This is a genomic window from Daeguia caeni (assembly GCF_042653845.1).
Lineage (GTDB): Bacteria > Pseudomonadota > Alphaproteobacteria > Rhizobiales > Rhizobiaceae > Brucella > Brucella caeni.
Genome location: NZ_JBHSEL010000123.1, coordinates 34,079 through 45,967, shown reverse-complemented (window position 1 = coordinate 45,967; position 11,889 = coordinate 34,079). Strand labels below are relative to the sequence as shown.

Sequence of the window (11,889 nt, the reverse complement as noted above, 5' to 3'; positions counted from 1 at the left end):
GACTGGTTCGCCCCTTTCTTGATAGCAATGGTTCTGTCTCACTTGTTACGACGCAGCATGCATCGGCGAGCTTCAGGGGAATTTTCACATGGTTGAATGCAAGGCTTGGATTGCCGGTCTGTCCGGAACGAAACTGACGGCCGATGAAATTGCCTTTTTCCGGGATGAGGCTCCATGGGGCTTCATTCTGTTTGCCCGCAATATTGAAAGCCTTGAGCAGGTGGCTGATCTGACCGCGCATTTGCGCGATCTGACGGGTCGGCCGCAATTGCCGATCCTGATCGATCAGGAAGGCGGTCGTGTTCAGCGGCTGCGCCCACCGCTTGTGCCCAATTACCCGTCCGCATCTGAGATCGGGGCAATTTATGCGCGCAATCAGGAGGCCGGCCTGCGCGCGGCCTGGTTGCAGGCGCGTCTGCATGCCTTTGATCTGCTGAAGCTTGGCATCAATGTGGACTGTCTGCCTGTGCTGGATGTGCCGATCGAGGGCGCGAACGATGTGATTGGCACGCGCGCTTATTCGCGTAATCCGCATGCAGTGGCAACCCTTGGGCGCGCTGCGGCTGAAGGCTTGCTGGCGGGGGGAGTCCTTCCGGTCATGAAGCATATGCCGGGCCACGGTCGTGCCTTTGTCGATACGCACAAGGAACTGGCGCGGGTAAATGTGCCTTTGAGTGAGCTTGTTGCACATGATTTCGTGCCCTTCATGGCGCTGAATGATCTGCCGATGGCCATGACGGCGCATGTCGTGTTTGAATGTCTTGATCCGGCAAATCCGGCAACACTTTCGCCAACCATCCTGAATAATGTCATGCGTGATCTGATCGGCTTTGATGGCCTGATCATGAGCGATGATCTGTCGATGAAAGCGCTGTCGGGTGATCTGGGCGACCTGGCGGAAAATATCATCACGGCCGGTTGCGATGTCGTGCTTTACTGTGCAGGTATCATGGAAGAGCTGGTAAAAGTCGCAGCACGCGTTCCGCTCCTTGATGGGGTATCAAGGGAACGCGCCGATATTGCCGAAGTCTTCGCCGGTGAGCCGGATTTGTCTGACGAGGAGGAATTGCGCGAGGAATTCTCGCAATTCTTTGAATTGACAGCATAATGGGGCAGGCCGAGCTGTCAGCGTCGGGGCAGGGGGATGGCATTGGCCTGAAAACCATGGTCGTGATGTTCACTGCGCAGGCAAACAGGCCGGATTTCAGGCTGTTTTGCATTGACGTAAGTGATTTCTCACCTTAATTGAGTGTGCAAATCGCCGTGGGTTCGGTTATCAGCGTGTAGTTGTGCCACAAAAACGCTGCAAGGTGGGCCACAATGTTGGAACTTGATGATCGAAACCCCGATTTGCAAGGCTTTGTGTGACAGAAACGATAGTGAATGGCTGTCATTCACGCCTGTCGCATAAGGCAGAGGAATTTCTATCCCGCGATGTGGCGGATCGCCGGAGACGGCGGGACAATAAGAGAAGTGAAGGTTTGAACATGCAGGTTACCGAAACGCTCAATGAAGGGCTGAAGCGCGAGATTAAAGTCGTGGTTCCGGCCGGAGATCTCGAAGCCAAGCTCGCAGAGCGGCTCGAAACTGCGCGTGGCCGCGCTCGCATCAATGGCTTCCGTCCGGGTAAGGTTCCGGTCTCGCATCTGCGCAAGATGTACGGCAAGTCCTTCATGGCTGAAATCATCAACGAAATCCTGAACGATTCGACCCGTTCGCTTCTGGCTGAGCGTGGTGAAAAGTCGGCAACCCAGCCGGAAGTCATCATGTCGGAAGACGAGAAAGAGGCCGAAAAGGTTCTCGAAGGCAAGGCCGATTTCGTTTTCTCGCTGAACTATGAAGTTCTGCCGAAGATCGAACTGAAGGATTTCACCAAGATCGCGGTTACCCGCGAAGTTGTTGATATTTCGGACGAGGAAGTCGATGAGCAGGTCAAGCGCATTGCCGATTCGACCCGCACCTACGAACCCAAGAAGGGCAAGGCTGAAAAGGACGATCGTGTCACGATCGACTATCTCGGCAAGCTCGACGGCGAGCCGTTTGAAGGCGGTGCCGACAATGATGCCCAGCTCGTTCTCGGCTCCGGTCAGTTCATCCCGGGCTTTGAAGATCAGCTCATCGGCGTCAAGGCAGGTGATGAAAAGGTCATCACCGTAACCTTCCCTGAAGACTATGGTGCAACCCATCTGGCTGGCAAGGAAGCAACCTTCGACATCAAGGTCAAGGAAGTTGCCAAGCCGAATGAGCTTGTTCTCGATGACGAGGTTGCCAAGAAGCTCGGCATTGAATCGCTGGAACGTCTGCGTCAGATCGTTCGCGAGCAGATCGAAAGCCAGTATGGCCAGATCACCCGCCAGAAGGTAAAGCGTCAGATTCTCGACGCGCTTGATGCGGATTACCAGTTTGAAATTCCGCAGAAGCTGGTTGAGGCCGAGTTCAACAATATCTGGCGTCAGATCAATTTCGATCTGCAGCAGGCAGGCCGTACCTTTGAGGATGAGGAAACCACGGAAGAGGCAGCCCGCGAAGAATATCGCAAGCTTGCCGAACGCCGCGTCCGTCTCGGTCTCGTTCTGTCGGAAATCGGTGAAAAGGCTGGGGTAGAAGTCAGGGACGAAGAGCTGCAGCGCGCTGTTTATGATCAGGTTCGTCGCTATCCGGGTCAGGAAAAGGAAGTCTACGAATTCCTGCGTCGTACGCCGGAAGCCGTTGCCAATCTGCGTGCGCCGATCTTCGAAGAAAAGGTTGTTGACCATCTGCTCGCCAATATCTCGGTTACCGACAAGAAGGTCACCAAGGAAGAGCTGACGGCCGAAGACGACGAAGCTGAAGCAAAGCCTGCCAAGAAGGCCGCACCAAAGAAGAAGGCTGCGTCCAAGAAGAAGGCCGATGAGGGCAAGTCGGAAGAGGCCTGATCAAGTCTGTACCTGTCAGGAAAAGGCCGCGCCAAGCGCGGCCTTTTCGTTTGTCGCGTCATTTCGGGCGTGAAAAGCTTGCGTCATCTGGCGCTTTGTTCTAGCCAGTAATCAATCCATTTCAGCCCAATCAGAGTGTTGACGAACAAGAATGTCTATTATCGATACGCGCACGCCTGAACCCAAACGCTTCATCTCTGGCGCCACCGGCGACTGGGAAGTTGTCATCGGCATGGAAGTCCATGCACAGGTGACGTCCAAATCGAAGCTGTTTTCCGGCGCTTCGACCGAATTCGGTGCGGAGCCTAATTCCAATGTATCGCTCGTTGATGCGGCGATGCCTGGCATGCTGCCGGTGATCAACATCGAATGCGTCAAGCAGGCCATCCGCACAGGCCTTGGTCTGAAGGCCAAGATCAATCTGAAGTCGGTTTTTGACCGCAAGAACTATTTTTATCCTGACTTGCCGCAGGGCTATCAGATTTCGCAGTACAAGCAGCCGATTGTCGGAGAGGGCAAGATCACGATTTCGGTCGGCCCGGACAACAAGGGTCAGTTTGAGGATGTCGAGATCGGTATTGAACGTCTGCATTTGGAACAGGATGCCGGCAAGTCGCTGCATGACCAGCATCCGACCATGTCCTATGTCGACCTCAATCGCTCTGGCGTGGCGCTGATGGAAATCGTCTCCAAGCCGGATATGCGCTCATCTGACGAGGCACGTGCCTATCTGACCAAACTGCGCACCATCCTGCGCTATCTTGGCACCTGTGACGGAAACATGGATGAAGGCTCCATGCGCGCGGACGTGAATGTCTCGGTCCGTCGTCCGGGCGGCGAATTCGGCACGCGCTGCGAAATCAAGAACGTCAATTCGATTCGCTTTGTTGGTCAGGCGATTGAATATGAAGCCCGCCGCCAGATCGCCATTCTGGAAGATGGTGGCGTTGTCGAGCAGGAAACCCGTCTGTTCGATCCGGTCAAGGGCGAGACACGCTCCATGCGCTCCAAGGAAGAAGCGCATGACTATCGTTATTTCCCGGATCCTGACCTGCTGCCGCTTGAACTGGATCAGGCCTTTGTCGATGAACTGGCCAGGGACCTGCCGGAATTGCCGGATGAGAAAAAGCAGCGACTGATCGAAACCCAGGGCATTTCGGTTTACGACGCGTCGATTCTGGTCACGGAAAAGGCCATTGCCGATTATTATGAGGCTGTTGCTGCAGGACGCGATGGCAAGGCTGCTGCCAACTGGGTCATCAATGATCTGCTTGGCGCCCTCAACAAGGCCGGCAAGAGCATTGAAGAATCACCCGTCAGCCCTGAGCAGCTCGGTGCGATCATCGACCTCATCAAGGAAGGCACGATTTCGGGCAAGATCGCCAAGGATCTGTTTGAAATCGTCTGGAATGAAGGCGGTGATCCGAAGAAGCTCGTTGACGAGCGCGGCATGAAGCAGGTCACCGATACCGGTGCGATCGAAAAGGCTGTTGATGAGGTGATAGCCGCCAATCCGGACAAGGTCGAACAGGCCAAGGCAAAGCCGACGCTTGCTGGCTGGTTCGTTGGTCAGGTCATGAAGGCAACTGGCGGCAAGGCCAATCCGCAGGCCGTCAATGCGCTCGTCAAGGCCAAGCTCGGGATTGAAGAATAATGTGGGTCAGAAGCGCCAGTGAAGCCGATCTGCCAGCCGTACATGATCTGCTGGTGGCAACTTGGCGCGCCACATTTGATGATATTCTTGGCCGCGAGATCGTCGATGCCGTGACAGGACACTGGCATTCGATCGAGAGGCTGAAAGCCAATCTCTCCAAACCTTATTCGGAATTTCTTGTTGCGGATAATGGCAATGGCGTGATTGAGGGCATGGCATTTGCCTGTCAGACGGATGCAGACTACGCATCCCTGCATCAGCTCTATGTCGCACCGCAAGCGCAGGTGCATGGCATCGGGACGATGCTGCTTGCGGAAGCGGAAATGGCCTTTCCGGATGTGAAATCCATGCGCCTTGAGGTGATTGAACGCAATGTCAGGGCTGTGCGATTTTATGAACGCAAAGGCTATCAGCGCATCGGCCGCAATGAGGATTGGGGGGATCCGACCTGCAGGGAGCCGGTTCTGATCATGGAAAAGCCAATCGCAGGCTGGCGCATGTGAAGCATGGGATAGTGTAACATGAATGGCAACTTGGCTCTTGCCTTGAGAGCGCGATAGGGCCATAAGCGGAAAAAACCCGACGTATCGTTCGCGGTCAATTTGGATCTGGATAGGCCATGAAGGAATTTCTTAAGCAAGTCTTCACCTGGTGGAACGGTCAGACGATCGGTACGCGCTTTCATACCTGGCGCAAGGGTGAACGCGTTGGTGAAGATGAGTTCGGCAATGTTTATTATCAGGGCGGCAAGGACTCTGAAGGTCGCACCCGCCGTTGGGTAATCTATAATGGCTATGCGGAAGCAAGCGCCATTCCTCCCGGCTGGCATGGCTGGATCCACCACCGTGTTGATACGCCGCCAAGCCAGGAAGACTACAAGCCGCGTCCGTGGCAAAAGCCGCATCATATCAATCTGACCGGCACGCCGCTTGCCTATCGCCCGAAGGGAGCGATTGCACGCCCTGGTACCGAGCAGAAGGAACGTCCGCGCGTCACCGGCGAATATGATGCCTGGACGCCTGGCAACTAGGCTGGGCTTTGCGTCAAGCGGTTGCCTTCTGCCTGTTCCTGCACGCCGATGCATGGCCGGCGGCTCGGATGTAGGAAGGGTTGTATGGCTTCATATTCTCACCATTATGCGATGGCATGAATGGGTGCCCGCATAAGCCAGGATCAACAACGAGAGACGTGGATAGATTTTGAGCCTATATTCTTTCCATAAAAGTCGTTGTTTTCATAAGCGACTGTCGCGCCCTGCGGCAATGTCGCTTCTGTTGGCGCTGGCTGCAATTGCCTGGACGCCAAGGGCTGAGGCCGAGCGTATTTCCAATCCTGTGGCTGAATTTTCAGGGCTAGACAAGATTACGGGCCGTATCACGACCTTTGATGTCTACATAAATGAGACCGTGCAGTTTGGCGCCTTGCAGGTGACGCCAAAGGTCTGTTACTCGCGCACGGAAGATGAAAGCCCGCGTACGGACGCCTTTGTCCAGGTTGAGGAAATCACGCTCGATCGCAAGATAAGACGCATTTTCAATGGCTGGATGTTTGCCGACAGCCCGGGACTGAATGCAGTCGAACATCCCATTTACGACGTCTGGCTGAAGAGCTGCAAGCAAAGCTCGGATGTGCCGCCGCCGCAATAAGGCTGCTTCAGACTGTCAGCAGAACCGGGTTCCGGTTTGTGATGTGCCGTCACTGGCAATGCAAGACACAAGTCAGTCGGTGAAGCTGGCATATCCGTTCAGCGCTTCGGCGAGAAGTGTTTCATATTGCTTCCGTTCAATTTCGATCGCGCCGAATCGTTGCAGATGCGGGGTGATGAATTGCGTGTCGAGCAGGACAAAGCCGCGCTTTTTCAGATGATCGACCAGATGTACCAGACAGACCTTGGACGCATCTGTCATGCGTGAGAACATGCTTTCGCCAAAAAAGGCACGGCCGAGACTTACCCCATAAAGCCCGCCAACCAGTTTGTCCTCATGCCATGCCTCGACCGTGTGACAATGGCCGCGCTGAAAGAGCTTTGCATAGGCTTCACGGATAGGCTGGTTGATCCAGGTACGCGCGCGCGCGCCCGTTCCGCTGGCACAGCCGTCAATCACGCCGGCAAAGTCGCTGTTACGGCGGATTTCAAACCTGCCTTTGCGAATGGTCTTTTGCAGGCTTTTGGGGACGTGAAAATTGTCGAGGGGGATGATGCCGCGTTTTTCGGGGCGAACCCAGAAGATTTCCGGATCATCGGCATCTTCAGCCATGGGGAAGACGCCGCTTGCATAGGCGTGCAGGAGCAATTCCGGGTCTATTGCATATTCATCCGGTATTGCCCCTGCAGTCACTGTTTATGCGCTCTCGCTTTCAGTCTGTGATGCCAGATATTTTTCCAGCCAATGGATGTCATAGTCACCATTGGCAATATCCGGATTATTGATCAGATCCTGGAACAGCGGAAGCGTGGTCTTGACGCCATCGACCACAAATTCATCGAGTGCACGACGCAGGCGCATCATGCATTCAACGCGGTTGCGGCCATGGACGATCAGCTTGCCGATCAGGCTGTCATAGTAAGGCGGAATGCGATAGCCGGAATAGACGCCCGAATCGACGCGCACGCCAAGGCCACCTGGCGTATGATAGTGGGTGATACGTCCCGGCGACGGCGTGAATGTGCGCGGATCTTCGGCATTGATGCGGCATTCGATGGCATGGCCGGAAAAACGCACATCCTTCTGCTTGACCGACAGGCCAAGGCCAGCGGCAACGCGGATCTGCTCATGCACCAGATCAATGCCCGTGATGGCTTCGGTGACCGGATGTTCAACCTGAAGACGGGTATTCATTTCAATGAAATAGAATTCGCCATCCTCATAGAGGAATTCGATCGTGCCGGCGCCACGATAGCCGAGTTCGGCAATCGCATTGGCGCAGATCATGCCGATCTTGTCGCGTGCTTCCGCATTGAGGGCAGGGGAGTTGGCCTCTTCCCAGACCTTCTGGTGACGACGCTGCAGCGAGCAGTCGCGTTCGCCCAGATGGATGGCATTGCCTGCGCCATCACCCATGATCTGTACTTCGATGTGGCGAGGCTTTTCGAGATATTTTTCGATATAGACCGCATCATCGCCAAAGGCAGCCCCCGCTTCGGTGCGTGCCGTTGCAAGGGCAACAGAGAGCTCCTCTTCGGAGCGCGCCACCTTCATGCCGCGACCGCCGCCACCGGCCGAAGCCTTGATGATGACAGGATAGCCGATTTCAGCTGCAATGCGGGCTGCTTCCTTGTCATCCGTCACGCCGCCGTCGGAACCCGGCACAACCGGAATGCCAAGGCGCTTTGCCGTGCGCTTGGCCTCGATCTTATCGCCCATGATACGGATATGGGACGCGGTCGGGCCAATGAAGGTAATGCCATGTGCCTCAAGGATTTCGGCGAATTTGGCATTTTCCGACAGGAAGCCGTAGCCAGGATGGATCGCATCGGCACCGGTGATTTCACAGGCAGCGACGATCTGATGAATATTCAGGTAGCTATCGCGTGAAGGAGCCGGCCCAATGCAAACGCTTTCATCGGCCAGACGCACATGCATTGCATCGGCATCAGCGGTCGAATGGACGGCAACCGTCTTGATACCCAGTTCCTTGCAAGCCCTGAGCACGCGAAGAGCGATTTCACCACGATTGGCTATGAGAATCTTTTGAAACATTGCGCTTTGCTGCCCGTTCATTGAAAAGCTTAAGTCCGTTCATGCCGTTGATCGATTATTCGATCACGACAAGCGGTTCGCCAAATTCAACTGGCTGTGCGTCTTCCACCAGAATGGCGGTAACGGTGCCAGCGCGCGGCGCAGGAATCTGGTTCATGGTCTTCATCGCTTCGATGATGAGAAGGGTCTGGCCTTCCTTGACCTTGGTGCCGACTTCCACGAATGCGCGTGCGCCCGGAGCCGGAGCAAGATAGGCGGTGCCAACCATTGGCGAGGTCACGGCATTCTTTGCAATGTCAGCCTTGGGGGCTTCAGCGGCTGGAGCCGGGGTGGCCGCAGGTGCCGGAGCCGGTGCCGGCGCAGCTGCGGCAGCCGGAACAACGGTTGCAGATGTCTGCACCGTGACATGGCGGGATACGCGAATGCGCAGATCGCCATTTTCAATTTCGATATCGGTGAGATCGGTATCGTTCAGAATATCAGCGAGATCACGAATGGTCTGCTTATCGATAACGGAATTTTTGCTGGACATATCAGGCCCCTTTTACGCTTTGCCCGTTGTTTCTTCTTCTTTGGCAATTGCCGCAAGCGCGTTCAGACCGAGCAGGTATCCTTCCGCACCAAAGCCGCAGATCACCCCGCGGGCGACAGCGGAAACATAGGAATGATGGCGGAAAGCCTCACGCGCATGAATGTTCGATAGATGCACTTCGACAACCGTAACTTTGGCTGAACGGATCGCATCATGAATGGCAATCGATGTGTGGGTGTAAGCGGCAGGATTGATCAGCACATAGGCGCCTTTTTCCCCTGCCTCCTGAATCCAGCTTACCAGATCGCCTTCATGATTGGATTGACGAAAGTCAATGTCGAAACCCAGCCTTTGGGCTTCACGCTCACAGGCTGCGGCAATGTTTTCCAGCGTCGCAACGCCATAGATGCCCGGTTCCCTCTTGCCGAGAAGATTGAGATTGGGGCCGTTCAAAACAAAAACCGTTTTCGACATATCCGTCCGTAATTGAACTGTGTCTAACACAAAGTCAGCTACATCGCATTCCATATAGAGGGCTTGCTGGCAAGCTGAAACCCTCAAATTGGGTGTAGATTAGCAGTAAAATGCGTTTTTCCCGTATTTCCTGCTCTTCCCGCACGCTGCTGGCAGACTGTTTGGAAGCTGACTGATCAAGGGACGACCACCGCAAGTCTGCGCGCTCTATCCCTGTTTTGCCTCACGGGCAGCCGCAATACGCTCAACCAGACCATCCACACCGATTGCACCCGGAATGAGCTCTTCGCCCACGATATAGGACGGCGTGCCGTTGATATTGAGCTTGCGTGCAAGCTGGTAGCTGTTCTGGAACGCATCGGCAAGGGCCGGATCCTTCATTTTTTCACGCAGTCTTGCTTCATCGACTCCCATTTTGACAGCTTCCGCAATGGCGGATTCTTCCGTGCTGCGTGATTGTGCTGTCATCAGCGCCTGATGGTAATCAGCATATTTTTCCGGCATCAAGGCCTTGAATGCCTGTGCAACAATATGAGCGCGCACCGAATCGGGGCCAAGGATCGGGAATTCCTTCATCACGAAGCGCACATTCGGATCGTTCTTGATGATGGCCTGCATGTCGGGGAAGGCACGTTTGCAATAGCCGCAATTATAGTCGAAGAATTCGACAACCGTGACATCGCCATTGGGATTGCCGAAAACGGCATCGTACGCCGGATCAAACAGCATATCCTTGTTGGCGGCGAGGATTTGTCTCACCTGCTCCTGGGCTTCAGCCTGCTGCTTGGTTTCAAGCGCGGTTTGCACTTCGATGAGCAATTCAGGATTCTGGAGCAGATAATCGCGCACAACCCCTTCAATTGCTTCACTGCTGATGGGTACGGCAATGCTTGCCGCCTGTTCGGAAGGGGAGGCAACTGAACCCTTTTGGCCGGCAAAATAGCCTGCAGACAGTGCAACTGCACCGATAACAGCGCTGGCTATGGTGATGGATGCCGCATTTTTCATTGTACTCACTTTCAAAATGGTTGGTCTGAAGTCCGAATTGGTTGTCTCAGATCAGATCGGATTATTTCTTGGGTTTCCTGGCATTGATGATGTCTTGCGCACGTAGCCAGTCCGGTGATCCGGGTTTCATCTGCTTTTGTGCGCGGGTGGCAAAAATTTTCGCCTGCTGCAATTTGCCTGAATAATAATTCATATCGGCTGTGGCGAGATCGGCCCGCGCCATATCGCCCAGCTGGCCATAGGCCTGTGCCAGAAAACCATAGCCGACCGGATATTCCGGATCGGCGGCAATGCCGGCCTTCAGTTCCTTGATGGCGGCCTGCATGTTCTCCTTCTTGCCGGTCAGCATCAGCGCGCGGCCATAATTCATCCGCTGAATGGCAGGTTTGCGCGGGTCAAGCGACAGGGCCGTTTGAAATGCCTTGGCAGCCCCTGCCGGATCATTGGCCTTGAGCAGCACTTCGCCGCGCATTTCATGAAAATAGGGGTTCTTTGGCTGCTCCTTGATAAGCGCATCAAATTTCGGCAGGGCAGCCTTCGGCGAGCCATGCAGATAGGACACGATCGCGTTGCCATAGCGTGCCGGCAGGCCGGTTGGCTCCTTGCGAAACATGCTGTTCAGGGCGCGCATATTGTTGGAATAGGCGGCAATCTTTGCCCGTGCCAGATCGTGGCGCAATTGCAGGACAGGCGAATCCTTCCTGTCGAAATAGGGGCTCTTGCGCGCCAGCTCCTCCAGATTGGCAATGCGTTCACGCGGCAGCGGATGGCTGATGCGATACTGGTCAACCTGTGTACCGGACAACGAAAGCGCAGAGGCAAAGCGCTGGAATGTATCCAACATGCCCTTTGCTGATTGACCCGTGGCATTGAGATAGTTGATCGCCATGCGGTCAGCAGTTGCTTCCTCCGTGCGCTGATAGCTCAACAGCGTGCGCATGGCCGCTTCCGCACTGCCCATGGCAATGCCACCGCCGGCTTTGGCTGCTTCGCCATTGCCCGTAGCCGCACCCGCAACACCTGCCCCCACACCCAGAAGCGCGCCGATGACGGCCATGGTACGGGCCGATTTCAGCTGTTCGCGCAGACGATCCTGATGGCCGCCTGCCAGATGGCCTGCCTCATGGGCAATGACGCCGATGATTTCATTGGGCGTTTCCGCCTGCATGATGGCGCCGGTGTTGATGAAGATGCGTCGTCCATCGACAAAGGCGTTGAAACTGGGGGAATTGACCAGAATCACTTTCACGCCGCGACTGTTCAAGCCTGCCGCCTTGAGAATGGGGGCCGAATAGTCCGCAATCAGCGCTTCGATCTCGGCATCACGCACGACAGGCACGCTGCTCGTCTGCGCCTGAGCCGGAATGACGGTCGTGGCTGCAACAGCCAGAGCGCTTGCAACCGCAATCGTGCTGCGAATCACGCGCCCGAACAGGGACGGTCTTGAAGGCAATGCAGCAATCATCATGATCGAAACGCTCCTGAGGATGTGGTCAAGTTCGCATTACACCGGCAAGCTGTATATCCTGCTTGTGAAACAATAAAAAGCAACAGCTCCGCAAAACTGACCAACTTGGTTCGCATTCTGCCGCCAAGCCTATTGCT

11 protein-coding genes and 1 pseudogene are annotated in these 11,889 nt (G+C 55.2%); 6 read left to right on the top strand and 6 right to left on the bottom strand.

The window, feature by feature from the left end; all coding sequences use genetic code 11:
- Window positions 1–88: 88 nt before the first annotated feature.
- The 6 genes from nagZ (at window position 89) to ACFO1V_RS13480 (ending at window position 6,215) form a co-directional block, all read left to right on the top strand.
- A complete protein-coding gene (gene nagZ, locus ACFO1V_RS13505) occupies window positions 89–1,108 on the top strand; it encodes a beta-N-acetylhexosaminidase (RefSeq protein ID WP_374832453.1) in 1,020 nt (339 codons plus the stop codon).
- A 379-nt stretch (window positions 1,109–1,487) separates the two neighbouring features.
- Window positions 1,488–2,915: a trigger factor gene (gene tig, locus ACFO1V_RS13500; protein ID WP_374832451.1), complete on the top strand. Its 1,428-nt coding sequence runs from the start codon at window positions 1,488–1,490 to the stop codon at window positions 2,913–2,915.
- A gap of 151 nt (window positions 2,916–3,066) precedes the next feature.
- The gene (gene gatB, locus ACFO1V_RS13495; protein ID WP_374832449.1) at window positions 3,067–4,569 is read left to right on the top strand and encodes an Asp-tRNA(Asn)/Glu-tRNA(Gln) amidotransferase subunit GatB; all 1,503 of its coding nucleotides are present in this window, start codon (window positions 3,067–3,069) and stop codon (window positions 4,567–4,569) included.
- Window positions 4,569–5,072, top strand: coding sequence for a GNAT family N-acetyltransferase (locus ACFO1V_RS13490; protein ID WP_374832447.1), 504 nt, complete (start codon window positions 4,569–4,571; stop codon window positions 5,070–5,072). Before gatB ends, ACFO1V_RS13490 begins: the two co-directional genes overlap by 1 nt.
- Before the next feature lie 116 nt (window positions 5,073–5,188).
- Entirely contained in the window at window positions 5,189–5,599 is a 411-nt protein-coding gene (locus ACFO1V_RS13485; RefSeq protein ID WP_374832445.1) for an NADH:ubiquinone oxidoreductase subunit NDUFA12, read from the top strand.
- 232 nt (window positions 5,600–5,831) lie between these two features.
- Window positions 5,832–6,215 (top strand): DUF2155 domain-containing protein, encoded by a 384-nt coding sequence (locus tag ACFO1V_RS13480; protein ID WP_374832443.1) that lies wholly within the window; start codon window positions 5,832–5,834, stop codon window positions 6,213–6,215.
- Window positions 6,216–6,287: 72 nt separating this feature from the next.
- Here the strand turns inward: ACFO1V_RS13480 and aat are convergent, their stop codons facing one another.
- From aat to ACFO1V_RS13450, 6 genes and pseudogenes are all read right to left on the bottom strand, one after another.
- Entirely contained in the window at window positions 6,288–6,863 is a 576-nt protein-coding gene (gene aat / locus ACFO1V_RS13475) for a leucyl/phenylalanyl-tRNA--protein transferase (RefSeq protein WP_374832498.1), read from the bottom strand.
- Between the two features lie 48 nt (window positions 6,864–6,911).
- On the bottom strand, window positions 6,912–8,270 hold the full coding sequence (gene accC, locus ACFO1V_RS13470) for an acetyl-CoA carboxylase biotin carboxylase subunit (RefSeq protein WP_374832441.1): 1,359 nt from the start codon (window positions 8,268–8,270) through the stop codon (window positions 6,912–6,914).
- A 55-nt stretch (window positions 8,271–8,325) separates the two neighbouring features.
- Complete coding sequence (accB, locus tag ACFO1V_RS13465) at window positions 8,326–8,802, bottom strand: acetyl-CoA carboxylase biotin carboxyl carrier protein (RefSeq protein ID WP_374832439.1); 477 nt, start codon at window positions 8,800–8,802, stop codon at window positions 8,326–8,328.
- A 1-nt stretch (window position 8,803) separates the two neighbouring features.
- Window positions 8,804–9,276, bottom strand: a pseudogene (gene aroQ / locus ACFO1V_RS13460) (type II 3-dehydroquinate dehydratase).
- Between the two features lie 207 nt (window positions 9,277–9,483).
- Window positions 9,484–10,284: a DsbA family protein gene (locus tag ACFO1V_RS13455; RefSeq protein ID WP_374832437.1), complete on the bottom strand. Its 801-nt coding sequence runs from the start codon at window positions 10,282–10,284 to the stop codon at window positions 9,484–9,486.
- Window positions 10,285–10,345: 61 nt separating this feature from the next.
- Window positions 10,346–11,752 carry a M48 family metalloprotease gene (locus ACFO1V_RS13450; protein WP_374832435.1) on the bottom strand — a complete coding sequence of 469 codons (1,407 nt, stop codon included), beginning with the start codon at window positions 11,750–11,752 and terminating at the stop codon, window positions 10,346–10,348.
- Window positions 11,753–11,889 lie beyond the last annotated feature (137 nt).